This window comes from Streptosporangium sp. NPDC053982, assembly GCF_055585205.1.
Genome location: NZ_JBVJKQ010000024.1, coordinates 52,433 through 75,882, shown reverse-complemented (window position 1 = coordinate 75,882; position 23,450 = coordinate 52,433). Strand labels below are relative to the sequence as shown.

The 23,450-nt window shown below is 73.5% G+C and carries 23 protein-coding genes; 11 read left to right on the top strand and 12 right to left on the bottom strand.

The genetic code is table 11. From position 1 onward, the window contains the following. The first annotated feature begins 155 nt into the window (after positions 1–155). Positions 156–713: a MarR family winged helix-turn-helix transcriptional regulator gene (locus ACZ6W9_RS34510; protein WP_470121514.1), complete on the top strand. Its 558-nt coding sequence runs from the start codon at positions 156–158 to the stop codon at positions 711–713. 118 nt (positions 714–831) lie between these two features. Here ACZ6W9_RS34510 and ACZ6W9_RS34505 read toward each other — a convergent pair whose 3' ends face one another. Both ACZ6W9_RS34505 and ACZ6W9_RS34500 read right to left on the bottom strand, forming a co-directional pair. Next, the gene (locus ACZ6W9_RS34505) at positions 832–1,293 is read right to left on the bottom strand and encodes a DUF1003 domain-containing protein (protein ID WP_389956510.1); all 462 of its coding nucleotides are present in this window, start codon (positions 1,291–1,293) and stop codon (positions 832–834) included. Next, positions 1,286–2,530 (bottom strand): magnesium transporter MgtE N-terminal domain-containing protein, encoded by a 1,245-nt coding sequence (locus tag ACZ6W9_RS34500; protein WP_389956507.1) that lies wholly within the window; start codon positions 2,528–2,530, stop codon positions 1,286–1,288. The genes ACZ6W9_RS34505 and ACZ6W9_RS34500 overlap by 8 nt, the downstream gene beginning before the upstream one ends. 131 nt (positions 2,531–2,661) lie before the next feature. On the opposite strand from ACZ6W9_RS34500, the gene ACZ6W9_RS34495 reads away from it, so the two are divergent. Then, positions 2,662–3,606 (top strand): EamA family transporter, encoded by a 945-nt coding sequence (locus ACZ6W9_RS34495; protein WP_389956504.1) that lies wholly within the window; start codon positions 2,662–2,664, stop codon positions 3,604–3,606. Positions 3,607–3,767: 161 nt separating this feature from the next. Here the strand turns inward: ACZ6W9_RS34495 and ACZ6W9_RS34490 are convergent, their stop codons facing one another. Together ACZ6W9_RS34490 and ACZ6W9_RS34485 are read right to left on the bottom strand one after the other, a co-directional pair. Next, positions 3,768–4,133 (bottom strand): hypothetical protein, encoded by a 366-nt coding sequence (locus tag ACZ6W9_RS34490; RefSeq protein WP_389956501.1) that lies wholly within the window; start codon positions 4,131–4,133, stop codon positions 3,768–3,770. 125 nt (positions 4,134–4,258) lie between these two features. Then, positions 4,259–4,828, bottom strand: coding sequence for a biotin transporter BioY (locus tag ACZ6W9_RS34485; protein ID WP_362939230.1), 570 nt, complete (start codon positions 4,826–4,828; stop codon positions 4,259–4,261). 162 nt (positions 4,829–4,990) lie between these two features. On the opposite strand from ACZ6W9_RS34485, the gene ACZ6W9_RS34480 reads away from it, so the two are divergent. Both ACZ6W9_RS34480 and ACZ6W9_RS34475 read left to right on the top strand, forming a co-directional pair. Beyond that, positions 4,991–5,932, top strand: coding sequence for an HpcH/HpaI aldolase/citrate lyase family protein (locus ACZ6W9_RS34480; protein WP_362939232.1), 942 nt, complete (start codon positions 4,991–4,993; stop codon positions 5,930–5,932). A 423-nt stretch (positions 5,933–6,355) separates the two neighbouring features. Continuing rightward, on the top strand, positions 6,356–9,376 hold the full coding sequence (locus tag ACZ6W9_RS34475) for a beta propeller repeat protein (protein WP_470121511.1): 3,021 nt from the start codon (positions 6,356–6,358) through the stop codon (positions 9,374–9,376). A gap of 94 nt (positions 9,377–9,470) precedes the next feature. Here ACZ6W9_RS34475 and ACZ6W9_RS34470 read toward each other — a convergent pair whose 3' ends face one another. Continuing rightward, positions 9,471–9,854, bottom strand: coding sequence for an NUDIX hydrolase (locus ACZ6W9_RS34470; RefSeq protein ID WP_389956493.1), 384 nt, complete (start codon positions 9,852–9,854; stop codon positions 9,471–9,473). A gap of 89 nt (positions 9,855–9,943) precedes the next feature. Here ACZ6W9_RS34470 and ACZ6W9_RS34465 point away from each other — a divergent pair, with 89 nt between their 5' ends. From ACZ6W9_RS34465 to ACZ6W9_RS34455, 3 genes are read left to right on the top strand one after another with little or no spacing between them, the layout of a single operon-like run. Continuing rightward, entirely contained in the window at positions 9,944–10,606 is a 663-nt protein-coding gene (locus ACZ6W9_RS34465; RefSeq protein ID WP_389956490.1) for a DUF6758 family protein, read from the top strand. A gap of 54 nt (positions 10,607–10,660) precedes the next feature. Further along, a complete protein-coding gene (locus ACZ6W9_RS34460; protein ID WP_470121509.1) occupies positions 10,661–11,386 on the top strand; it encodes an MBL fold metallo-hydrolase in 726 nt (241 codons plus the stop codon). 4 nt (positions 11,387–11,390) lie between these two features. Then, on the top strand, positions 11,391–12,320 hold the full coding sequence (locus tag ACZ6W9_RS34455; protein WP_470121507.1) for a RecB family exonuclease: 930 nt from the start codon (positions 11,391–11,393) through the stop codon (positions 12,318–12,320). Positions 12,321–12,420: 100 nt separating this feature from the next. Here the strand turns inward: ACZ6W9_RS34455 and ACZ6W9_RS34450 are convergent, their stop codons facing one another. Together ACZ6W9_RS34450 and ACZ6W9_RS34445 are read right to left on the bottom strand one after the other, a co-directional pair. Then, entirely contained in the window at positions 12,421–13,293 is an 873-nt protein-coding gene (locus ACZ6W9_RS34450) for an alpha/beta fold hydrolase (RefSeq protein WP_362939250.1), read from the bottom strand. Positions 13,294–13,470: 177 nt separating this feature from the next. After that, complete coding sequence (locus ACZ6W9_RS34445; protein WP_470121505.1) at positions 13,471–15,624, bottom strand: DEAD/DEAH box helicase; 2,154 nt, start codon at positions 15,622–15,624, stop codon at positions 13,471–13,473. A gap of 155 nt (positions 15,625–15,779) precedes the next feature. Between ACZ6W9_RS34445 and ACZ6W9_RS34440 the strand changes: the two genes are divergently transcribed. Then, positions 15,780–16,430, top strand: a complete 651-nt coding sequence (locus tag ACZ6W9_RS34440) for a ferritin-like fold-containing protein (protein ID WP_470121503.1) — start codon at positions 15,780–15,782, stop codon at positions 16,428–16,430. 420 nt (positions 16,431–16,850) lie between these two features. Here the strand turns inward: ACZ6W9_RS34440 and ACZ6W9_RS34435 are convergent, their stop codons facing one another. From ACZ6W9_RS34435 to ACZ6W9_RS34425, 3 genes are all read right to left on the bottom strand, one after another. After that, positions 16,851–17,081: a DUF3107 domain-containing protein gene (locus ACZ6W9_RS34435; protein WP_362939259.1), complete on the bottom strand. Its 231-nt coding sequence runs from the start codon at positions 17,079–17,081 to the stop codon at positions 16,851–16,853. 168 nt (positions 17,082–17,249) lie between these two features. Beyond that, positions 17,250–17,879, bottom strand: coding sequence for a TetR/AcrR family transcriptional regulator (locus ACZ6W9_RS34430; protein ID WP_179825285.1), 630 nt, complete (start codon positions 17,877–17,879; stop codon positions 17,250–17,252). Positions 17,880–17,938: 59 nt separating this feature from the next. Beyond that, the gene (locus tag ACZ6W9_RS34425) at positions 17,939–18,259 is read right to left on the bottom strand and encodes a hypothetical protein (RefSeq protein ID WP_389956477.1); all 321 of its coding nucleotides are present in this window, start codon (positions 18,257–18,259) and stop codon (positions 17,939–17,941) included. A 207-nt stretch (positions 18,260–18,466) separates the two neighbouring features. On the opposite strand from ACZ6W9_RS34425, the gene ku reads away from it, so the two are divergent. Beyond that, positions 18,467–19,381, top strand: a complete 915-nt coding sequence (ku, locus tag ACZ6W9_RS34420) for a non-homologous end joining protein Ku (protein ID WP_389956473.1) — start codon at positions 18,467–18,469, stop codon at positions 19,379–19,381. A 279-nt stretch (positions 19,382–19,660) separates the two neighbouring features. Here ku and ACZ6W9_RS34415 read toward each other — a convergent pair whose 3' ends face one another. Next, positions 19,661–20,041, bottom strand: a complete 381-nt coding sequence (locus tag ACZ6W9_RS34415) for a hypothetical protein (protein ID WP_470121500.1) — start codon at positions 20,039–20,041, stop codon at positions 19,661–19,663. Positions 20,042–20,419: 378 nt separating this feature from the next. After that, positions 20,420–20,785 (bottom strand): hypothetical protein, encoded by a 366-nt coding sequence (locus tag ACZ6W9_RS34410; protein ID WP_389956467.1) that lies wholly within the window; start codon positions 20,783–20,785, stop codon positions 20,420–20,422. Positions 20,786–21,084: 299 nt separating this feature from the next. On the opposite strand from ACZ6W9_RS34410, the gene ACZ6W9_RS34405 reads away from it, so the two are divergent. Then, positions 21,085–22,071, top strand: a complete 987-nt coding sequence (locus ACZ6W9_RS34405; RefSeq protein WP_389956464.1) for an alpha/beta fold hydrolase — start codon at positions 21,085–21,087, stop codon at positions 22,069–22,071. Positions 22,072–22,161: 90 nt separating this feature from the next. Continuing rightward, entirely contained in the window at positions 22,162–23,343 is a 1,182-nt protein-coding gene (gene moeZ / locus ACZ6W9_RS34400) for an adenylyltransferase/sulfurtransferase MoeZ (RefSeq protein ID WP_362939277.1), read from the top strand. Positions 23,344–23,450 lie beyond the last annotated feature (107 nt).

Here is a 23,450-nt window from a genome sequence, read left to right as displayed (position 1 = left end):
TGGGCGAGGAGCCGCTCCCCGGAGGGAGCGGAGAGAAGTCACGGCCCATGGTATGAACCCGGGGTCGCCACGGGGAATTCCGGGATCCGGCGGCGGGCGCCGAATTCGGGGGATTCCCCTATGTAGATGCATGTGCAACGTTCTAAGGTTACCCCGTGACCGTGACGGCGGGCGAGCCGAGAGAGGCCACCGGCTCCGGGGGGTCCGGCGGCTCCGAAGGGACCGTGGGGACCGAGGGGTCCGTGAAGACCGAGGGGACCGAGGGGTCCGTGGGGCCCGGGGGAGCCGACCTCTGGCGCATGCTCCAGAGGGCGCAGGCGCGCATCACCCGGGCGCTGGAGGCCGAGCTGCTGCTGGGGCACGACCTGGCCCTGGCCTCCTACGACGTGCTGACCAGGCTGGCGGAGTCGCCGGACCGGCGGCTGCGGATGAACGACCTGGCCGATCGGGTGCTGCTGTCGCGCAGCGGCCTGACCCGGCTCGTCGACCGCCTCCAGCGCGACGGCCTGGTCGAGCGGGAGGCGTGTCCCGACGACGCCCGGGGCCTGTTCGCGGTCCTCACCGACGGCGGCGCCGTACGGCTGGCCGAGGCCACCCCCACCTACCTGCGCGCGGTCCGCACCCACCTGCTGGGCGCGCTCGACGACGGCGAGCTGCGCCGGTGCGCGGCCGCGCTCGCCAAGCTCGCCGGACCGCCGCCCGGCGAGGGGTGACGCGGCCGGGCGAGGCGGCCGGGAGGACGACGTGGCCGGGCGGGGGCCGAGGCGGCCGGTGAGGGACGGCGCGGCCGGGCGGGGTGTCACAACGCCGGTCCGTGCCGGACGCACCGCGTCAGGACTCCTGCAGCTCGTCCTGGAGCCGCTGGAACTCCGAGCGGATGTAGTCGCGGGTGGCCACCTCGCCCAGCGCCAGGCGCAGGCCGGCGATCTCCCGGGTGAGATACTCCACCTCCGCCTGGTTGCGCTCGGCGGCGGCCCGGTCGAGCTCGTTCTGGATGCGGTCCCGGTCGTCCTGCCGGTTCTGCGCGAGCAGGATCAGCGGCGCGGCGTAGGAGGCCTGGAGCGACAGCATCAGGGTCAGGAAGATGAACGGGTAGGGGTCGAAACGCCAGCCGTGCGGCCCGAGGACGTTCCACGCGAGCCACACCGTCACGAAGACGGTCATGTACACGAGGAACCGGGCGGTGCCGAGGAACCGGGCGAACCGCTCGGCCATCCGCCCGAACGTCTCCGGGTCGTACTGCGGACGCAGCCGCGGCCCCGTCTCCCTGGGCAGGTCGAGCCGGTCAGTCATGCTCGCCGCCGGGGCCTCGGTACCGCTCCCGCCAGTCGTCGGGGAGCATGTGGTCCAGGACGTCGTCCACGGTGACGGCGCCGACGAGGCGGACCGCCTCGTCCACCACCGGCACCGCCATCAGGTTGTAGGTGGCGAGGTAGCAGGTCACCTGGCGCAGCGTGTAGCCGGGCTTGATCGGGTCGATGGAGGTGTCCATGACCGCGCCGAGCAGGGCCGACGGGGGCTCACGCAGCAGCCGCTGGAAGTGGGCCAGGCCGAGGTAGCGCCCGGTGGGCGTCTCGATGGGAGGCCGGGCGACGTACACCTGCGCGGCCACCGTCGGGGTGATCTCCCGCTGCCGGATGTGGGCCAGCGCCTCGGCGACCGTCGCGGTCGGCGGGAGCACGACCGGCTCGCTCGTCATCATGCCGCCCGCGGTGTCCTCGGGATAGACCAGCAGCCGCCGTACGGGGGCCGCCTCGTCCGGCTCCATGAGCGCCATGAGCGCCTCGGCGTCCTCGGGCGGCAGCTCCTGCAGCAGGTCGGCGGCGTCGTCGGGGTCCATCTCCTCCAGGACGTCGGCGGCCCGGGCAGGCTTGAGCCGGCTCATGATGCCGATCCGGTCGCGTTCCGGCATCTCCTCCAGGACGTCGGCGAGCCGTACGTCGTCGAGGGCCGCGGCCACCTCGATCCGGCGCTTGTCGGGGAGGTCGTGCAGGGCGCCGGCCAGGTCGGCGGCGCGCATCGTCTCGAAGGCGACCAGCAGGTTGGCCGCGCCCTGGTCGCGCTGCACCGCGCCGAGCCCCCTGACCTCGGACCAGTCCACGATCCTGGTCGGGCCGCGCCGCCGTCGCAGTCCCCGGGGCGGGCCGCCGCGGACCACCGCCACCTTCGTGATCGACCACTCGCCGCGGCCGGTCTCCTCCATGGCGAGGTCCAGGACCGTCATCCGCTCCCCGCCGACCTCCACCTCCAGGTCGAGCATCTCGCCGATGGCCAGGGACTCCGAGGCCCGCTGCTCGAACCGCCGCACGTTGATCTGACCGCCGAAGACGACCGCCCCGGCCTCGAACCCCCGCACCCTGGTGATGGGCAGGAAGACCCTCCTGTGCGCCTGGACCTCGACCACCAGCCCGTGCACGCGCGGCGGGACCGTGCCGGAGATGGACACGACCACGTCCCGTACCCTCCCGACGCGGTCCCCGGCAGGGTCGAAGACCGCGACCCCGGACAGGCGCGCGATGAAGATCTTCACATTTGAAGCGTAGGTCGCGCTTCGGATGGGCCGGTTCAAACGACGCTCACATTTCGGACGGCCCCTTGCCGTGGCCCGGAATGTCGTGACAGCATCAAAAGCTTAGAACGGTAATTACGCGGAGGCTGATCATGAGACGTGCGGCCCTGGCGATAGCGGTCGCGTCGGCCTGCTCCTTCGCCTTCTCCGGCACGATGGCCAAGTATCTCGCGGGCGGCGGCCTGTCGCCGATGGAGTCGGTCTGGGTGCGGATGGCGGGGTCCGCCCTGCTGCTCGTCGGCGTTCTCGCCCTGTTCAGGCCGGGGGCGCTGCGCGTCCCGCGCTCGCGGCTGCCGTTCGTCCTGGTGTACTCGGTGGTCGCGGTGGCGGGGGTGCAGTCGCTGTACTTCGCGGCCGTCGCCCGGCTGCCGGTGGGCATCGCCCTGCTGATCGAGTACACCTCGCCGGTGCTGGTCGTGCTCTGGGTGCGGTTCGTCCGGCGGGTACGGCTGCCGCGCGCCGCCTACCTGGGCGCGGTGGTGGCGGTCACCGGGCTGGCCGTCGTGGTCGAGGTGTGGACGGGCCTGTCCCTCGATCCGCTGGGCCTGGTGTTCGCCTTCGGGGCGGCGGCCTGCGGCGCCGGATACTTCCTGCTCAGCGACGGCTTCGGCGACGACATCGACCCCCTCGGCCTGATCGCCTGGGGGCTGCTCGGCGCGGCCGTGGTGCTCGTCCCGATCTCCCGGCCGTGGGACATCCCGTGGCGGGCGTTCACCCTGACCACCGACGCCGGCGGCGGTTTCGCGCTGCCGGTGTGGGCCGCGGCGCTCTGGCTGATCGCGGTCGCCACGGTCGCCGCCTACATCCTGGGCGTCATCGCGATCCGGCGGCTGTCGGCCGCGGTCGGCTCCACGGTCGGCACGCTGGAGGTCATCATCGGCGCGGTGGTCGCCTGGCTGCTGGCGGGTGAGGCGCTCGGGTTCTTCCAGATCGCCGGCGGCGTCGTCGTGCTGACCGGCGCCTACCTGGCCCAGCGGGTCACCGGGGAGCTGCCCCAGGCGGTGGTGGAGCTCCCGGAGCCGGCCCGCGCGGGGTGACCCGCGCGGAGCCCCGGAGTGACCCCGGCCGGCCCGGCGGAAGCCGTGGCGGGCCGGGGAGCGGGCTCACGGGCGCCGGCTGTACCGCGGGGCCGGCGCGGTGCCGGTCCCGGATCGGGGCGCCGGCCGTACCGCCGGACCGGCGCCGTGCCGGTCCCGGGTCAGGGGGCCGGTTCGCGGGGCGTCAGCCGTACCACCCGGGAACCCTCGGCCCAGCGGGCCGTCAGCCCCGCCCCGTCGGCGGCGTTGAGCCGCTCCTTGGCCAGCGCGGCCACCGCCTCCGGGGCGCGTCCCTGGTCCACCACCTCGACCGCCGCGTCGAAGGAGACCAGCCTGGCCCCGTTGTCCTTGCTGCGCAGGGTCACCCCGACCACCCCGGCCTCGGCCAGGCCGGGAAGGTCCTGCTCACCGCCGCCGGTCACCACGTAGATCGCGCCGTCGTGCCAGACGTGCCAGGCGAGCCGGGGCCGGTCCAGCGAGAGCCACAGGATCCCCGACTTCTTGGCGCCCTCTTCGATAACACCCATGCGGCGAATGTACGGCCTGCGGGCCCGGCGTCCCCGGCGGCGGGAGAGCGTCCGGGCCCCGCGCGTCCTCGCGTCCGGGCCCCGCGCGTCCTCGCGTCCGGGCCCCGCGTGTCCTCGCGTCCGGGTCAGCGGCGGGAGAGCCGCCAGGCCGCCGGGAGCAGACCGGCCGCGATCGCGATCTTGGCGGCGTCGCCGAGCAGGAACGGGATCACACCCGCGGCGAGCGCGCCGCCCAGGCCGAGCCCGGTGACGGCCATCAGCACCGGCACGCCGAAGGCGTAGATCACCAGGTTGCCGAGGGCCATCGTGCCGACCGTGCGGGCGACGGTGCGGTCGCCGCCGCGCTCGGCGAGCCTGCCGACGAGGGCGGCGGCGGCGATGAAGCCGACGACGTAGCCGAACGTGGCCCCGCCGAAGCCCGCGGTGGCGCCCTGGAACCACGGCACGCCCGCGACGCCGACGACGGTGTAGAGGATCATGCTGAGCGCCGCGCGGTTCATGCCGAGGGCCGCGCCGACGAGCATGACCGCGAAGGTCTGGCCGGTGACCGGGACGGGCCACATGGGAACGGTCAGCTGCGCCGCGAGCCCGGTCAGGACCGCTCCGCCGGCGACGAGCGCGGCGTCCCGCACCCGGGACCCGGGGATGAGGTCGGACAGTACGGCGGGCCGGACCGCCGGAGAAGCGTTTGCCATCGTTCTCGTCTCCCTTTGCTGAAGCTTGGTTCCTCATTATTCGGACATCTCCGGCGCGACGCGCACGGGGGCACCGCCAAGAACGGGGGTGAGACTTTGTATGACAGCCATAGCGCCGGGTCCGGCGCGCCGGGGTGGGCGGCGTCCCGTTACGGTGTCGCCATGCGCTCCCGACGTTCGTGTCTCGCGGTCCCCGGCAGCAACCCGCGCTTCCTGGAGAAGGCCCAGGGCCTCCCCGCCGACGAGGTCTTCCTCGACCTGGAGGACTCCGTCGCGCCGCCGGCCAAGGAGGAGGCGCGCCGGAACGTCGTGGCCGCCCTGCGCGAGGGCGACTGGTCGGGCAAGACACGGGTGGTGCGGGTCAACGACCTGGGCACCCGGTGGACCTACCGGGACGTCATCGAGGTCGTGGAGGGGGCGGGGGAGTTCCTCGACTGCCTGATGCTGCCGAAGGTGGAGGACGCCACCCAGGTGGCCTGGCTGGACGTCCTGCTCACCCAGATCGAGATGGCGAACGGGCTGCCGGTCGGCCGGATCGGCATCGAGGCCCAGATCGAGAGCGCCCGGGGCCTGGTCAACGTGGACGCCATCGGCGGCGCCTCCCGGCGCCTGGAGACGCTGGTCTTCGGCCCGGCCGACTTCATGGCCTCGATCAACATGCGGACCATGGTCGTCGGGGAGCAGCCCCCCGGCTACACCGAGGGCGACGCCTACCACTACGTCCTGATGCGCATCCTCATGGCGGCCCGCACGCACGGCCTGCAGGCCGTCGACGGCCCGTACCTCGCGATCAAGGACCTGGACGGCTACCGCCGGGTGGCGGCCCGGTCGGCGGCGCTCGGCTTCGACGGCAAGTGGGTGCTGCACCCGACGCAGGTCGAGGCGGCCAACGAGGTGTTCTCGCCGTCCCAGGACGACTACGACCGGGCCGAGCTGATCCTCGACGCCTACGAGTACTACACGACGGTCGAGAGGCGCGGCGCGGTCATGCTCGGGGACGAGATGATCGACGAGGCGTCCCGGAAGATGGCGCTGGTGGTCGCGGCCAAGGGGCGGGCCGCCGGGCTGGGCCGTACCGCGTCGTTCACCCCGCCGTCCGCCTGACCCCGGTCGGATCGGCCGACCGGGCCCGATCGCGGTACGGATGACCGGGCGGGAGCGCGGGGTGCCGGGGTCCGGGCGGCCGGGCCGGAGGGGCGTGCGGGCCGTGGCGGACAGGTGGGCGGGCGGACGGTGTTTTCGGTCCGCCGAGATTCAGGAAATACGGTCTTAAAAGATGATGTTTCTGGTGGGTCGCATGTAAATCTGACTAGAGAGGTCTCGCCAGCGTGGCTCCGGCGTGTTGCTCTGGACTGTGTACGGTTCCGGCCCCGGCCGCCCCGCGGAGGTGATCGTTTAGGCGGAACGGGGTAGGAGTAGGTCCCGTGGGTTTCACCGCCCGGCCGGCAATCGCGGCGGGGTGTCACGGAGACGGCTGGAACGGTCCGGGAGGGTGATCCCGGGCCGAGACGGGCTTCCTGCGAGGAGGTGCTGAGCGTGGTCCCGGGCCCCCACGACCCGCGCTCACCGGAACGGCCGCCGGACGACGGCGCCGGTGACGACGCGATCCCAGGGGGCGGCCCCCGCCGCCCCGAGGACTACCCGCCCACCCTCCGGCACTTCCCGCCCGGACCCTCCGACGACGGCCCCCGGGGAGTGCCGCTGGCCTCCCCCTGGATGCTCCCGCCGTTCTCCGCTCCCGTCCCGGAGGAGGACGAGCCCCTGCGGGCGCGCCCCGAGGGACTGGGCGGCGAGCGTCGCCGCCCGCACACCCGCCCCTACTCCTCCTCCCGCGACGGCCTCCCCGAGGACTCCGCTCCCGGGGACCTCGTTCCCGAGGGCCGCGACCGCGACCGCGATCGGGATCGGGATCGGGATCGGGAGCAGGACGGGGACGCCGCGCCGCGGCCCGCCCCCCGTCGCGCCGTACGGCCCGACATGCTCGTGGCCTCCGGCCCGCCGCGGGTGCCCGGCGGCGCGCCCGGGTTCGAGGCGCCGGGGGCGGACGCCGTACCAGACGACGACGACTTTGAGCCGGTGCGCCGCGTGGGGCGTCCCCCGGGAGGCCGCCCGGCCCGGCCCGACCTGCTGGTCGCCCAGGGCCCGCCCGGCAGGCGCGGACCGGCCGGCGGCCGGCACCACCGCTCCTCCCCGCCGCCCTCGGCCGTGCGCCGCTCCAGCCCGACGCGGCGCAGGAGCGTGCGCGGCCTGGTCGTGCCGGTCGCGGTCGTCATGGTCCTCGCCGTCGCGGTCGCAGGGGGCCTGGCGCTGTGGGGATGGGTCGGCGACCCCTTCGGCACCGGGCTGCGGCTGGTCGGCGACGAGAGCGGCTCCGGCGACTCCGCCTTCGTCGCGCAGCCCGAGGCCGGGGGCACCGGCTCCAGCCAGGTGCTCAACGCCATGGCGGCCGACGGCTCGACCGTGGTGGCCGTCGGCAGCGACACCACCAGCCCGGTGCCCAGGCCGCTCTTCCTCGTCTCCACCGACGGCGGCTCGACCTGGCGGCTCGGCAGGGTGAACGGGCCCGCGGGCTTCCAGGGCGGGCCGACCGCCGTCGGCGCGGTGGCGGGCGGCGACGGCCGCTGGCTGGCCGCGGGCAACGACCTCCTCGGCACCGGTCAGGGCCTGTGGACCAGCGCCGACGGCTACGAGTGGACCGCGGTGGATCCCGCCGGCACGGGCGCGTTCGTCACCGGCGACAAGATCATGGAGCTGGCCAGGACGTCCTCCGGCTTCGTCGCGGTCGGCACGGCCGTGCTCCCGGACGGCACCGCCGGGGCCGTCGCCTGGGTTTCGCCCGACGGTCGCGGCTGGAGCAGGGTGGACACCTCGAAGATCGGCGCCCCGGACAGGGTGCGGGGCCTCAAGGCGGTCGTGGCCAGGGGAGAGGCCGTGGTCGCGCTCGGTGATCCGGGGCAGGGGCGGTCGTCCTCGGTGATCCTCCGCTCGGCCGACGGCGGACGCACCTGGCTGCGGACGGGGACGGAGCTGGACGGCGTCATCCCCGAGCCGGGCACGCTCGCGGCCTCCGCCGGCGGGTTCGTGCTCGTCCCGGCCCAGCAGCGCGGCGAGAAGGGCGACGTCCAGGTCCGCTGCTCCTCACAGGGCGACGACTGGAACCGGTGCGGCAAGATCACCGGGATGGACCCCGACGGCACCGGCGTCCGGCGGCTGACCTCCTCGCCGCAGGGCGTGGCCGCGATCGCCGAGACGGCCTTCGAACGCTACGCCGTCTACACCAGCAAGGACGGTCACGACTGGGCGAGGTCCACCGACCTCGGGCAGGTCCCCGGCTCGCTGCGGGCGGTCACCGTCTCCGGCACCGGAACGCTCGTCGTCGGCGGCGACGAACGCGCCGCCGACGTGGACAACCGGCTGGTCCTCATCACCGCTCCCAGGGGAGGCCGGGCCGCGCCGGTCCCGCTGGGCGGGATCGAGGGACTGGCCAGGGCCGAGCGGGAGACCGCCCGGGTGGCCGCGGGGGAGGGCGGGTTCGTCGCCGTCGGCACCGCCTCCGGCGACGCGGGCGTCTGGACCAGCGCCGATGGGCAGAGCTGGACGGCCGCGGGCCCGGCGCAGGCCCTCGGCGGCCCGCGGCGCCAGTCGCTCGCCGACGTCGCGCAGGGCAGGCACGGCTGGCTGGCCGTGGGCGGCACCATGACCGACGCCTCCTCCACCGAGCCGCTGCTCCTCACCTCGGCGGGCGGCCCTTCGGCTGGTGGCGCGAACTGGCGGCGGGTTCCGATCGCGGGCCCCCTCGCACCCGCGGCCGACCACGACTTCCTCGCCCCGCACGCGGTGGCCGCCGGGCCCTCGGGCTACGTTCTGGCCGGGGAGGACCGCGGCCCGGCCGGGAGCGTCCCCGTGCTGTGGTTCACCCCGGACCTCAAGCGCTACACCAGGGCGGAGAAGCTGCCCGCGGGCGGCAGCGGGGTGCGGCTGCACGACGTCTCGGCGACCTCCACGGGCTACGTGGCCGTCGGCGGCGCCGGCACCGCCGGGCACGAGACCGGTGTGGTCTGGGTGTCCGCCGACGGCGTCGCCTGGACCGCGCGCAAACCGTTCCTGCCGCCGGGGGCGACGTCGGCGGGGCTGCGCCACGTCGTCCTGCACGGAGGGAGCATCGTCGCGACCGGTTCCGCCCGGACCGACCAGGGCGACCGGCCCTTCGGCGCGGTCTCGGCCGACAACGGGACGACCTGGCGCGTCTCCTGGCTCCCGGCCGGCCGGGCCGCCGCCGTGCAGGACCTGGCGGCCACGGACGACGGCGTGGTGGCGGTCGGCTGGGACGGCGTCCCCGGTGACGGCGACAGCGCGGTCTGGACCTCCGAGGACGGGGCGACCTGGCTGCGGCACGACCCCGAACAGGGCAACCAGAGCGGCGAGGGCGCCCAGTGGCTGGGCGCGGTCGCGATCGCCGGGGACCGGGTGGTGGCGCTGGGCCGTTCCACCACCTATGACGCCGACCACCTCACCGTGTGGCGCTCGACGCTCGCCCCGGAGCGATGACCGGCCGCCGTGCCGTACGGCGTCCGGCGCTCACCGCTCGACGCTCGCCCCGGAGCGGCGACGACCGGCCGCCGTGCCGTACGGCGGCCGGGGTTCACCGCGGGGCGATGACCGACCACTCGGTGAGGGCCGCGAGCAGGCCGGGGGTCAGCGGGAGCCGGGCCAGCTCGCCGGGGGAGAACCAGCCCGCGTCGGCGGCGTCGTCGCCGGCCGCGAGGACGCCGCCGCGCACCTCCGCGAGGTAGTCGCGGATCTCGTAGACGACGCCGCCGGGTCCCGGCCGGTCCACCGAGCCGGCCAGGCGGCCCACGGCGACCGTCAGGCCCGTCTCCTCCAGCACCTCGCGCGCCACCGCCTCGGCGTCGGACTCGCCGGGCTCGACCCGGCCGCCCGGCACCGACCACAGCCCCTCGCCGGGCGGGCGTCCCCGGCGTACGAGGAGCAGCCGCCCCGAACCGTCACGGACGATCGCGCCCACACAATTTACCCGCACGTTGAGAAGATTACGGCGGGATAACGAGCAGTGCCCTTGACGGAGGGGGCGCCGAGGACGCACCGTGGGTAATCGTGAGAGCCGCGCCTACCTGCCCACGGTGTTTCGGCCCGCTCCGCGCGCCCAGCGTCTGGTCGAGCGCCTGGAGATGCGCCCGGCACGGCGACGTCCTGCCGCTGCAGGCGCCGATGCACCCCTCCGCCGCCGCCGTCGAGGCCGTCGCCCGCGACGCCCAGGTGCCCGTCTGGCTGCCCTGGCCGCTGCCGCAGGGATTCCTGGTCAACGGCCTGGCCCAGGCCGGAGACGACCGCACCGGGGCCAGGGCCACCGTGGTCGCCCTCTCCGGGCCGTCCCTGACCCGGGGGCCGGCCGACATGCTGGTGGTCGCCGAGGAGCCCGGCGTCGGGCTGGGCGCGGGGTACGCGGGACTGGACGGCCCCGACCCCGGCATCGGGTTCGACGAGGGCCCGGCACACGCCAAACTCGACATCAACGGCCGGCCGACCCCGCTGTGGTGCGTGACCGGCACGCCCGACCGCGCGGTGTACGCCGGGGAGGCGCTGGGCAACTGGCTGTGGCTGGTCATCTGGCCGCCCGAGGCGGGCTACCTCATCACCCTGGCCGAGCTGTCCCTGCGCGACCTGCGCGACCACGACCAGGCGCTGGACCTGCCGTTCGGCGCGTTCTCGCCGCGCCTGGGCGGCGAGGGGCCGGTGGAGACCGGCGAAGAGGACTGAGAAGAGAGCCGGGAAGACGGGGTCCCCGGCGGCTTGCGGGTAAAGTTCGGAAGCGTGACAGCGCGTATCGAACGAGTGGTGACCGAGGGGACCGTCGACGTCGACGGCGTCGAGTACGAGGTCGAGAACAACACCTGGATCATCGGTGACGACGAGGAGGTCATCGTCATCGACCCCGCGCGCGACGCGGAGACGATCCTGGCGGAGGTCGGCGAGCGGGAGGTGCTGGCCGTCGTCTGCACCCACGGCCTGCCCGACCACGTGGGCGCGGCCATCGAGGTCGCGGCCCGGGACGAGGCCGTGGTCGCCCTGCACCCCAAGGACCGGCCGCTGTGGCGGCGGACCTGGCCGGAGACCTGGCCGGACATCGAGATGGAGGACGAGGGCGTGTTCGGCGTCGCCGACGTCGAGCTGGAGGTGATGTCCACCCCGGGCGTCTCGCAGGGCGGCGTCTCCCTCTACTGCGAGGCCCTGTCGGCGGTGTTCACCGGCAAGACCCTGCAGGCCGACGGGCCGGGAAGGCTCGGCGACGAGTACCCCGCGCTGGCCGACCAGCTCACCGCGATCGGCGGCCGCCTGTTCACCCTGCCCCACGCCACGCGCGTGCTGCCCTCGCAGGGTGAGGAGACCACGATCGGCGCCCTGGAGCCGCGGTTCGACGACTGGCTGTCGGGTTCGCTGCTCCGCGGCCCGGAGACCGGCGGGACCGGTGAGGCAGATGGTCCGCTGACCGACGGCACGAAGGCGGCCGGCATCCGCCTCGACCTCCGCGACCAGTGACCCCGTGGACCAGCTACCCCTGGAGGGCATGCCGCGGCGGCTCTACTCCTGCACGCCGTCGCGGCTGAACACCTGGCTCGACTGCCCCCGGCGCTACCGGTTCACCTACATGGACCGGCCCGCGCCGTCCAGGGGGCCGGCGTGGGCGCACAACAGCGTGGGGATCAGCGTGCACAACGCCCTCGCGGGGTGGTGGCGCGAGCCGTACGAGCGGCGGACGCCGGAGACGGCGGCCGCCCTGGTCGGCAGGGGGTGGATCGGCGAGGGCTTCCGCGACGCCGAGCAGTCGGCGGCCTGGCGGAAACGGGCCGCGGAGATGACCGGCGCCTACGCCGCGACCCTCGACCCCGCCGACGAGCCCGTCGGCGTCGAGCGGACGGTCGCCGCGCGGACCCCGGTCATCGCGCTCTCCGGCCGCGTCGACCGGCTCGACCGGCGCGGCGGGGAGCTGGTCGTGGTCGACTACAAGACCGGCCGCCGGCCCTCCACCACCGACGACGCCCGGTTCTCCCTGGCGCTGGCCGTCTACGCGGTGGCCTCGGAGCGGATGCTGCGCACCCCCTGCCGCCGGGTGGAGCTGCACCACCTTCCGAGCGGCTCGATCGTGGAGTGGGAGCACACCGAGGAGTCGCTGGCCGGTCATCTGCGGCGGGCCGAGGAGATCGCGACCGAGGCGTCGGAGGCCGACGACCGCTACCGCGCCTGGGCGGGCCCGGCGCGCTCCACCGGGCGGGCCGGCCGTACGCAGCCGGAGGCCGGCCGTACGCAGCCGGAGGCCGGCCGTACGCCGCCGGAGGTCCCCGCGGAGATCGACGCGGTCTTCCCGCCCCGGACCGGTCCCCTGTGTTCCTGGTGCGATTTCCGGAAGCACTGCCCCGAGGGCCGCGCCGCCGCCGGCGACCGCGACCCCTGGGCCGCCCTGGCCGACGACTGATCCCGGCCCCGCCGGGCCCGGCTCAGGAACCTTCGGTCCGCCGGGCCGGTCCGGGGACCCCTCGTGGCCCTGTCCGAGCCGTCGGGGCCGTCGGGGCCGCTCAGTTCAGCAGGCGGGCCTCGGACTCGTTCCAGAACCGGGTGAGCGCGGCGGCCGTCGTCTCCGGGGCCTCCACCGCGGGGGAGTGGGCCGCGCCGGGCAGGACCACGCACTCGGTGCCCAGCCGGTGGGCCATCTCCGCCTGCGTCTCCAGCGGCCAGCCGTCGTCGTGCTCGCCGCACAGCACGAACGTGGGCACCCCGACCTGGGCGAGGTCGTCGCAGCGGTCCGGCGCCGACAGCACCTGGCGGGTCATCGCGACCATCCCGGTCACGGAGTTGGCGAGCAGCCGCCCGCGCAGGAACTCGACGATCTCGTCGGGCACGCCGGCCGCCAGCGCCTCCGGCTCCATCCGGGTCTGCCACAGCCGCTCGATGCCCGCCTCGGGCAGCTCGGCGAGCATGGCGCGGCTCACCTGGGCGCGCACCCCCGGGATCGAGGAGGGGCCCGAGCTCATCAGCGTGTAGGACGCGAACTTGGTGCGGCCGTCGATGACCGCCTCGCGGGCGACCAGGCCGCCGAAGGAGTGGCCGACCAGGTGGACGGGGCCGCCCCCGCCGACGTGCTGGGCCAGGACGTCGACGTCGTTGCCGAGCGCCGCGCAGGTGTAGGCGGCGGGGTCGTCGGGGCCCTCCGTCTCGTACTGGCCCCGCATGTCGATCGCGATGACCTCGCGGCCGGCCTGGGCGAGGGTCTGCAGGACCGCGATGAAGTCTTCCTTGCTGCCGGTGAGGCCGGGGACCAGCAGCGCTGGCCAGCGCTCGGCTATGCCACTGACCGGCAGGGCCTCCAGCGCGGCGAAGGTCCCAACGGCCGTCTCGATCCGCCGGGAACGGACGCCAGGAGGCAGGGTCAGAAATCGTGGCGTACTCACGTGGCCCCACGATACCTCTCCCCGCGGAGTGCCTTCGTGCGCCTGAGATGCGGAAAAGGGGCGCGATCCGATGGGTCGCGCCCCTTTCGGCGGGAGCCCGGGCCGCCCTCCCCCTCCGGGGCGGGTGCGGTTCGGGCCCCCTCGTTCTCCTCCGTGCCTTCCGCCGGGCTCCGCCGCCTACTGCGGGCGGCGCGGACCCCGCTGCTGCCCCCGCGCGGGGGGACGGCGGCGGCTCTGCGCCCGCTCCGACGCCGCCGACGGGGCGATCTCGTCGTCGTCCGTCGCGAGGTCCGGCGACTGGAAGATCACCGTGAACGGACTCGCCGGAACGATCTTCTCCGGCTGCGGGCGGGAGGCCGGGACGTCGGGTTCGTCGTCCCACCGGCCGGTCGCCGGCTCCTCTTCCCGGACCACGTCGTCCCGGATGGCTTCGTCCCGGACCGTGTCATTTCGGGCGACTTCATCCCGGACGGTACCGCTCTGGACTACTTCCTCCCGGACGGCGTCGTCCGGGGAGGGGGCGCTCCGATCCTCGCCGCCGAGGCTCACCTCGGGGTTCAGGCCGGACTTACGGCGACGGGACCTCGCGGGGCGCTCCTCCCGGGCGTCCTCGCGGGGCGCCGCGTCCGTCTCCGGCACGGCGGGCTCGGCGACCGGGCGCCGAGCCTCCTCGGTCACGAGCGGCGCGTTCCGCTCGCCGGCGGCCCCGGCCGCCACGGCGGTCTCGGGGACCGCGGTGTCACGGGCACCCCCGGCGTCGGGCCGGGACGGCTCCTCCACCGCTCCGGCGGCCTGTACGGCCTCCTGGGCGTTCCGGCCGCCCCGGGTACGGCGACGCTCCCGGGGGGTGCGGGCCGGACGCTCCCGGCGCTCCCTGGACTCCTCCTCGCGGCTCCGGCGGTCCCTGGACTCCTCCTCGCGACCCCGGCGCGGACCGCGCGAGCGGCTGCGGCCGGTCTCCCCGAGGTCCTCGATCTCCTCGGCCGCCAGGCCCGCGCGGGAGCGGTTGGCGCGCGGCAGCACGCCCTTGGTGCCCTCGGGGATGCCCAGGTCGGTGTAGATGTGCGCGGAGGTCGAGTAGGTCTCGACCGGCTCGGCGAAGTCGAGCGACAGCGCGTTGTTGATGACCTTCCAGCGGGTGAGGTCCTCCCACTCCACGAAGGTCACCGCGACGCCCGTCTTGCCCGCCCGGCCGGTGCGGCCGATCCGGTGCACGTAGGCCTTCTCGTCCTGCGGGCAGTCGTAGTTGACCACGTGGGTGACGTCGTCGACGTCGATGCCGCGCGCCGCGACGTCCGTCGCCACGAGAACGTCGATCTTGCCGTTGCGGAAGGCGCGCAGCGCCTGCTCGCGCTGGCCCTGACCGAGGTCCCCGTGGACGGCCGCGGCGGCGAAGCCGCGCTCCTTGAGGTCCTCCACGACCCTGTCGCAGGCCCGCTTGGTCTCACAGAAGATCATCGTGAGTCCGCGGCCCTCGCACTGCAGGAGCCGGCCCACGATCTCGACCTTGTCCATCCGGTGCACACGCCAGACGAACTGCGTCGTCTGCGGCGTGGCCTCGGCCTCGGCGTCGTTGTTCTCGGCCCGCACGTGGGTCGGGCGGCTGAGGTAACGCCGGGACAGGGCGACGATCTCACCCGGCAGCGTCGCGGAGAACAGCATCGTCTGCCGCTCCGCCGGGATGAGCTTGATGATCCGCTCGATGTCGGGCAGGAAGCCCAGGTCGAGCATGCGGTCGGCCTCGTCCAGGACGAGGGCGCTGATCTGGCTGAGGTCGAGGTGCTTCTGCTTGACCAGGTCGAGCAGACGGCCCGGGGTGCCGACGATGACGTCGACGCCCTGCTTGAGCGCCTCGATCTGAGGTTCGTAGGCGCGCCCGCCGTACACGGTGAGGATCCGCGAGCCCAGCTTTCCCGCCGCCGTGACCAGGTCTTCGGTGACCTGAACGGCCAGCTCGCGGGTCGGCACGACGACCAGCCCGCGCGGCTTCTTGCGGTTCTTCCTGGGCTTGCCCACCCGCTGCAGCATGGCGACGCCGAAGGCGTACGTCTTGCCGGTGCCGGTACGCGCCTGTCCGATGATGTCCTGGCCGTTGAGCGCCAGGGGGAGTGCCATCTCCTGAATGGGGAACGGCGTGGTGATGCCCTCGGTCTCGAGGGCGTCAGCGATCTCCGGGTTGACTCCGAGGTCTCGGAACGTCGTCAGCTTGGCCTGCCTAAGTCTCCGTTGAAGGCAGTCCTGCCGGGACCACGGGCTGAAATGGTTCCCCGTGCCCGGGTCCTCGCGGAAGGGCCGGCCCTCTGATGTCATCAGCGACCGCTGCGGCGTCATGCCGACTTCGGGGGCGTCCAGGAGGTGAAATCTCCTGGGTTAACACGGGTGCGGTCGCACTTTCACAGAGCAGTGTACTCGATACCACAACGCGGAACCGATTTCTTGGTATTCCTGCGGAATGGCGGGGCCCGGTAGCTCGTAGGCTTCCCTGCATGAGTGATTCCCCTCCCGGTGTCGCCGACCTGCTCGGTGTCCTCGCCTACGCCGAGCTCACCGCCTTCCTACGGCTCGCCGAGGACGCCGCCCGGCTCGCCCCCACGCTGACCGACCGGGCCGCGCTCGGCGACCTGGCCGTGACCGAGTACGCCCATTTCCGGCTGCTGAGCGACCGGCTCGCCGCGCTGGGGACGGACCCGGAGGAGGCGATGGCGCCGTTCGTCGGGCCGCTGGACGACTGGCACGCCAGGACCGCGCCGCACGACTGGCTGGAGGCCCTGGTCAAGGCGTACGTGGGCACGGGGATGGCCCTCGACTTCTACCGTGAGGCGGCCACCCTGGTCGACGAGGAGACCCGCCGGCTCGTCGACGAGGTGCTCGTCGATGAGGGACGCTCGCAGTTCGCGGTGGAGCGGGTGCGCGCGGCCATCGAGAACGATCACGTGGTATGCGGGCGGCTGGCGCTGTGGGCCAGGCGGCTCGTGGGGGAGTCGCTCAACCAGGGCCGGAGGGTGGCCGAGGCCCGGCCGGAGCTGGCGGCGCTGCTGGTGGAGGCGGCGGGGGAGGACATCACCCGGATGTTCGGCCGGCTGACCGAGGCCCACGGCGAGCGGATGTCGGCCCTGGGGCTGACCCCCGGCCCCTGAGCCCGGCCGGACGGCGGACGGGCGCGCCGAGGGTCCGGGTCGCACAGGGCCGGGTGCCCCGAAAGGCCACCCGGAGCCGAGGCGCCGCCTCCCGGACGGGCCGGGGCCGAGACGCGGCCCCCGGATATGTCGGCTGATCGGGGAGCGTGAAGTCGCCGGACGGTTGTACGGTGCGAGACATGAGGGTCCCGCGCCGCTACGGCACTCCTCCGACCAGATGTGGACCGAACCGCTGGGCGCTCCGCGCCGTGCTGCGCCGGGGGGACGCGGACTGCCCCGCCGTCAGCCTGGGCCGCCACCCCGTCCACCGGGGCAGACGCCCGCCGGGCTGCCGCCTCCCGGGACGGGAGGACCGTCCGGGACGGTGCCCGGGAGACTGACCGGCCCGTGCCGGTCGGCCCCCCGGGGACTCCCGTCTTGTCAGAGGGTGCCGCCGAAGCCGACCGGCCGGTTCTCCTCCTCGCCGATCTCGATGAAACCGAGCGAGGCGATGGGGACCAGCACCTTGCGGCCGCCGGTGTCGGTGATGCTGAACACGCCGCGTTCGGGGGCGAGGGCCTGGTGCAGCTCCTCCTCGATCTGCTCGGCCGTCAGCTCGGTGTTCAGTATGAGCTCGCGGTGCACGGAGCGTACGCCGATCTTGATTTCCATCCTGCTCCCTTTCGACGAGGGTTGCTCGTCCCATGGTCACCCCATCGGAGCCGCGAGCGCCGCTTGATCGCGTCAAGCGAACAGACGCGTCGCCTTCCGCCGGCGTCCGGCCGGACGCCCGCCGGTGCTCGGCCGTACGGCCCCGCGGGTGCTCGCCGTGCCGCCCCGTCAGTGCTCGGCGGTGGTGCGGGGGAAGCCCGATATGCCGCGCCACGACAGGCGGGCGATGAGCTGGGTGGCGGCGTCCTTGGGGATGGAGCCGCCGCTGCTGATCCAGTAGCGGGCGCTGACCTCGGCCATGCCGACCAGGCCGACGCCGAGCAGCCGGGCCTCGTCGCTGGAGCAGCCGGTGTCCTCCTGGATGACCTGGCTGATCATCTCGGCGCTCTCGCGGAGGTTGCGCTCGATGCGCTGGCGGACCGGGGCGACGTTGCGCAGGTCGGACTCGAAGACCAGCCGGAACGCCTCGCCCTGGGTGGAGACGAAGTCGAAGAACGCCCCGATCGCCGCCTGGACCCGCTGCTTGTTGTCGGTGGTGGAGGCCAGTGCGTCGCGGCAGCGGGCGATCATGTCGTCCACGTGCACGTCCAGCAGGGCGAGGTAGAGCTCCTGCTTGCCGGGGAAGTGCTGGTAGAGAACCGGCTTGCTGACGCCGGCCCGTTCGGCGATCTCGTCCATCGCCGCCGCGTGGTAGCCGTTCTCCACGAAGACTTCCTGGGCGGCGCTGAGCAGCTGGCGACGGCGGGCCATCCGGGGCAGCCGGGTGCCCCGGGGCTTGGCGTCCGGGGTAGCGGTCACGGCGTTCTCCTTGCGGGTGCTCCTGCTGTCCTGCGACATCCTACGCGTGGGTAACCAGGTCAGCGATAGTCGTCCTCGTCGAGCTCCACCACGCGGGTCTGCTCGGCGGCGTCGGCGGGGTCGGCGTCGAGGGGGATGTGATCCGGCCAGTCCGGGCCGTCCTCCCGCACCGGGCGGGTCTGCTCGGCGGCGTCGGCCTCGGGGGTCTCGGGCGAGATCCCCGAGACCCGGCCGGGGGCGTCGTCGCGCGCCGGGCGGGTCTGCTCGGCGGCGTCGGCGTCGGTCGCCTCGATCCCGATCTCCTCCCCCTCGGGAAGATCCGTGAGCGTCTCGTCGTCCAGATCCGCCGGACCCTGACCGCGTGCGTTGATTTCAGCCACTCGTCTGCTTCCGTTCTTCCGTGTGACCGGGCGAACATCGGACATCGCCCAGCGTACGACCTCGGGTCCCGCCCGCCGCGAAAGGCGGGGCATCGGAACCCCCATGGCGGGTAACTGCCCTGTTGGTGAGTTTTTACATCCACCTCGTTCATGTTCCGAACGTACGTGCGAAGATCGGCGGGGGCGGTCCCGAGACAGGGAGAGACCATGCGGAGCATCTGGAAGGGCGCGATCGCGTTCGGGCTGGTCACGATCCCGGTCGGGGTGCACACCGCGACCGAGCAGCGCAACGTCTCCTTCCACCTCGTGCACCGGGAGGACGCCGGCCGGGTCAGGTTCCGGAGGATCTGCGAGGTCTGCGAGCAGGAGGTGCCCTACGCCGACGTGGCCAAGGGTTACGAGCTGCCGACCGGGGAGGTGGTCGTCCTGGAGAGCGAGGACTTCGAGGACCTGCCGCTCTCGACCTCGCGGCGGATCGAGGTGCTCCAGTTCTCCCCGGCGGACCAGATCGACCCCATCCTGCTGAACAAGTCCTACTACCTGGAGCCCGACTCCGAGGGCGTGCGCCCCTACGTGCTGCTGCGCGACGCGCTCGAACGCTCCCGCCGGGTGGCGATCGTCAAGGTCGCGCTGCGGCAGCGCGAGTCGCTGGCGGTGCTCCGGGTCAGGGAGGGGGTGTTCGTGCTGGAGACGATGCTCTGGCCGGACGAGGTGCGCCAGGCCGACTTCGGGTTCCTGGAGGAGGAGACCGAGGTGCGGGCCCAGGAGCTGAGGATGGCCGAGTCGCTGATCGACAGCATGGTCGCCGACTTCGACCCCGCGCTGTACAGGGACGCCTACCGGGAGGCGCTCCAGGAGGTCATCGAGGCCAAGGTGGCGGGCCGCGAGGTCGTCACGCCGGCCGCCGCGCCCGAGCCCGGTCCCGCGCCCGACCTGATGGCCGCGCTCCGCGCCAGCGTCGAGGCGGCCAAGCGGCGGCGGCCGCCCGGCGGGGCGCCCACCGCCGCGCGCGGGTCCGCCGGGTCCGCTGGGTCCGCCGGGTCCGCCGGGTCCGCTGGATCCGCCGGGGAGAGCGGGGAGGCGAAGACGCCGCGCAAGGGGAAGGCACGCCGTCCCGCCTGACACGCCGCTCCGTCTGACACGCCGTCCCGCCCGGCACGCCGTCCCGCCCGGCACGCCGTCCCGCCCGGCACGCCGCTCCACCGCCGCCCGGTCCGGCGGTCGTCCCCGGTACGGCGCGGTCACCGTACGGCGGGACCGTCCCGCTCCCGGAGCGCGGAGACATGCTCCCGGAAGCCGGGGACACGCGGGGACATGGGGACGGGGGCCCCGCCGGCTCGATGCCGGTGAGGCCCCCGTCGTTGCGCGCGGACGCGAGGTCCGCCCGTGATCGGCCGGGTGTCAGCTGGTCGGCGCGGCGCCGGCCGCGCCACCGCCGGCGGCACCCTCGTCACGGCCGCCACCGACGATCACCGGGTTGAAGCGCTCGAACTCGAAGTCACGGCGGGTCTGGGCCTGGCGCTCGCGCTGGGCCTGGGCGTTGTCGCCGTGCACGGTGTTGTAGTTGTTGTTGGCGGTGATGACCCGCAGCCTGAAGCGACGGTGGCTGCAGCGGCGGCCGCCCCAGCCGCAGCCGCCGCCGCAGCCGCAGCCGGTCTGGAAGCCGGCGATGGTGGTCTGCGCCACGGTGGCGCCGGCGGCCGTGGTGGCCGCACCCAGGCTGACGATGCCGCCGGTCAGCGCGGTGCTGATCGCGACGCCCGCGAGAACAGTCTTGAACATTTGTCTTTCCCCTTTTCGATGAGCGGTTTCCCGCTCGTTTCTCTGCGCTTCTTGAAAATGCGCGCCGTCCGGCGGATGACGCGCCGTTGCGAGCGGTGGCCATGGAATGGGTTTTCCGGCGGCGCCGGCCGCCCGGTCCCATTCGGAGAATGCCGTACGGGAATATCCCGTGCCGGCCGACGGGCGCCGTGCCGAGTCGTCTCGTCTCCCCCGGGGCACCCGGGCCCGCCGGTCGGGCACCGTCTTTCGCGGAGAACGGTGTCCTCGTGCGGGCCCGGGCCTCACCCCCCGGGCGGGTTGGAACTCGTCACGGTCGCGAGCCGGGTCGCGTGCGGTCACCCGCTAGGGGCGCGTGCCGCGTCCCGGCCGGGCGACTGGTCAGTCCCCGCCACCCGTGAACGGGTCGAACCGGTTGAAGTCGAAGTCCCGGTCCTCCTGGAACTGGCGCTGACGCTGGGCCTGCAGGTTGTCGCCCCGGACGTTGTTGTGGTTGTTGTTGACGGTGATGACCCTCAGCCGGAAGCGGTTGTGGCTGCAACGACGACCGCAGCCGCCACCGCATCCGCAGCGACGCCAGCCGCAGCCGCCGCCGCAGCCGCCGCAGGTCTGGAAGCCGGCGACGGTGGTCTGAGCCACGGCGGCGTTGGCCGCGGTCGCGGTGGTGGCCGCACCGAGGCTGACGATGCCGCCGGCCAGCGCCGTGCTGACCGCGACCCCCGCGAAGACGCTCTTGAACTTGGGCATTGCGTTTCCCCCTTGAAAGGATCGGTTGCCCCGCTCTGGCGTTTTCTCGATTTCTCGAAAAACGCCCGAGATGGCCCTTAAGGGCCGATCTCTCGCAGACTTGATTTCCGCCCCCCTTGGGCGACAAACAGAGATTGGCGGCTTTTACTTCTGCCTTATCTATTTATCGCCGCGGTTAGACTCTTATTAATTGTTTTGCTGTGAAATGTCTTTAATGTCGCTTTTGTGCTGAGGTGGGCGGTGACCGGTATCGTCGGATCAGGGGCCGTCACGGGCGCGACGCGAGAGGACAAGGGGTCATGGAGCTGATTCCGCCCTGGCCGGGCGAGATGGTCGACATCGGGGGGCAGCGCCTCCACGTGCGTTCCACCCCGCGGGGACCGGCCGAGACCGCCGTCTACGTGCACGGGCTGGCCGGTTCCGCGACGAACTGGACCGACCTGATGGCCGAGCTGTCGGATCTGGTCACCGGGCACGCCGTCGACCTCCCGGGGGCCGGCTACTCCCCGGAGCCGCCCGGCGCCGACTACTCGATCGACGCCCACGCCCGCTCGGTGACCGCGCTGGTCGAGCGGATCTCGGCCGGGCCCGTCCACCTGTTCGGCAACTCCATGGGCGGCGCGATCTCCGTGCGGATCGCCGCGACCCGCCCGGACCTGGTCCGCTCCCTCACGCTCGTCTCCCCGGCGCTGCCCGACCTGACCCCCCGGTACGGCCCGGCGCGGGTGGCCCTGTCGGCGGTGCCGAGGCTGGGTGACTGGGCCGCGAGCCGGCTGAGCATGCTGCCGCCGGAGCGCAGGATCAACGCCACGATGGCCATGTGCTACGCCGACCTCGGCCGCGTCCACCCCGACCGGCTGCGCGAGGCGGCGGAGGAGCTGCGCCGCCGGGACGGCCTGCCGTACGCCGGGGAGTCGATGATCGGCTCGGCGCGCGGGCTCGTCGCCGAGTACTTCCGGCGCGGTGAGGACAACCTGTGGCGGCAGGCGGCCCGGGTGACCGCGCCCACACTGGTCGTCCACGGCCGCTACGACCGGCTGGTCAACCCCCGGATGGCGGCCCGCGCCGGACGGACGTTCCCGCGCGTGCGACTGGTGCTGCTGCCCGACGCCGGGCACGTGGCGCAGATGGAGGTCCCGGGACGGGTGGCCCGGGAGGCCAGGCAGCTCATCACCGAGAGCGCCGGGAGTGCCGCGAGCGCCGGGAGTGCCGCGAGCGCCGGAAACGCCGGGGATGGCAGGAGTGCCGGAGACGCCGGGGGTGCCCGGTCACGGATCGGGGAATGACCGGGACGACCCCCGGGTTGTCAGTGGTGCGCGCCGTGCTCGCCCTGTGCCCGGCCGCCTCTTGAAGACCCCTGAAACGGGAGCAGAACTGTGTCGTTGCCACCGCTGGTAGAGCCGGCAGCCGAGCTGTCCGTCGACGAGGTGCGTCGTTACTCGCGCCATCTGATCATCCCCGACGTGGGGATGGCCGGTCAGAAGCGTCTGAAGAACGCCAAGGTGCTCTGTGTGGGCGCCGGAGGTCTCGGCTCACCCGCGCTGCTGTATCTCGCGGCCGCGGGCGTGGGCACGCTGGGCGTGATCGACTTCGACGTCGTCGACGAGTCCAACCTGCAGCGCCAGGTCATCCACGGCCAGTCCGACGTCGGCCGTCTCAAGGCCGAGAGCGCCGCCGCCAGCGTCCGGGAGATCAACCCGCTGATCGACGTGGTCGTGCACAACGTCGCGCTGAGCACCGACAACGTCATGGAGATCTTCTCCGGGTACGATCTGATCGTCGACGGCACCGACAACTTCGCCACCCGCTACATGGTGAACGACGCCGCGGTGCTGCTCGGCAAGCCGTACGTCTGGGGCTCGATCTACCGCTTCGACGGCCAGGCCAGCGTGTTCTGGGCCGAGCACGGCCCCTGCTACCGCTGCCTCTACCCCGAGCCCCCGCCCCCCGGCATGGTGCCCTCCTGCGCCGAGGGCGGCGTGCTCGGCGTGCTGTGCGCCTCGATCGGCTCCATCCAGGTCAACGAGGCCATCAAGCTCATCGCCGGCATCGGCGAGCCGCTGGTCGGCCGCCTGATGATCTACGACGCCCTGGAGATGAACTACCGCTCGGTCAAGGTCCGCAAGGACCCCGAGTGCGTGCTCTGCGGCAAGAACCCGACGGTCACCGAGCTGCTCGACGACTACGAGGCGTTCTGCGGCGCGGTCTCGGCCGAGGCCCAGGAGGCCGCCTCCGGCTCCACGATCAGCGCGGCCGACCTCAAGGCCATGCAGGACGCCGGCGAGGACGTCTTCGTCGTCGACGTCCGCGAGCCGAACGAGTACGAGATCGTCTCCATCCCCGGCGCCGTGCTCATCCCCAAGGGCGAGTTCCTCAACGGCTCCGCGCTGGAGCGGCTCCCGCAGGACAGGAAGATCGTCCTGCACTGCAAGTCCGGCGCCCGGTCCGCCGAGTGCCTGGCCATCGTCAAGAACGCCGGCTTCTCCGACGCCGTCCACGTGGGCGGCGGCGTGCTGAGCTGGGTCAAGACGATCGACCCGAGCCTGCCGACCTACTGATCCGACAGGGGGCGGCGTCGTCCCGGCGGCCCGGTGGCCGCGGGCGACCCCGGCCCAGCGGCCGCCGTACGGGCGGCCGCCCTCCGTACGACCGCCCGGCCGCGCAC

Bases quoted from the DNA above. Each gene is read 5' to 3' on its own strand.
- ACZ6W9_RS34440 (WP_470121503.1), top strand. From the start codon at position 15,780: ATGAGTGATTCCCCTCCCGGTGTCGCCGACCTGCTCGGTGTCCTCGCC.
- ku (WP_389956473.1), top strand. From the start codon at position 18,467: ATGCGGAGCATCTGGAAGGGCGCGATCGCGTTCGGGCTGGTCACGATC.
- ACZ6W9_RS34485 (WP_362939230.1), bottom strand. From the start codon at position 4,828: ATGGCAAACGCTTCTCCGGCGGTCCGGCCCGCCGTACTGTCCGACCTC.
- ACZ6W9_RS34410 (WP_389956467.1), bottom strand. From the start codon at position 20,785: ATGCCCAAGTTCAAGAGCGTCTTCGCGGGGGTCGCGGTCAGCACGGCG.
- ACZ6W9_RS34405 (WP_389956464.1), top strand. From the start codon at position 21,085: ATGGAGCTGATTCCGCCCTGGCCGGGCGAGATGGTCGACATCGGGGGG.
- ACZ6W9_RS34505 (WP_389956510.1), bottom strand. From the start codon at position 1,293: ATGACTGACCGGCTCGACCTGCCCAGGGAGACGGGGCCGCGGCTGCGT.
- ACZ6W9_RS34435 (WP_362939259.1), bottom strand. From the start codon at position 17,081: ATGGAAATCAAGATCGGCGTACGCTCCGTGCACCGCGAGCTCATACTG.
- ACZ6W9_RS34490 (WP_389956501.1), bottom strand. From the start codon at position 4,133: ATGGGTGTTATCGAAGAGGGCGCCAAGAAGTCGGGGATCCTGTGGCTC.
- ACZ6W9_RS34480 (WP_362939232.1), top strand. From the start codon at position 4,991: ATGCGCTCCCGACGTTCGTGTCTCGCGGTCCCCGGCAGCAACCCGCGC.
- ACZ6W9_RS34445 (WP_470121505.1), bottom strand. From the start codon at position 15,624: ATGACGCCGCAGCGGTCGCTGATGACATCAGAGGGCCGGCCCTTCCGC.
- ACZ6W9_RS34415 (WP_470121500.1), bottom strand. From the start codon at position 20,041: ATGTTCAAGACTGTTCTCGCGGGCGTCGCGATCAGCACCGCGCTGACC.
- ACZ6W9_RS34495 (WP_389956504.1), top strand. From the start codon at position 2,662: ATGAGACGTGCGGCCCTGGCGATAGCGGTCGCGTCGGCCTGCTCCTTC.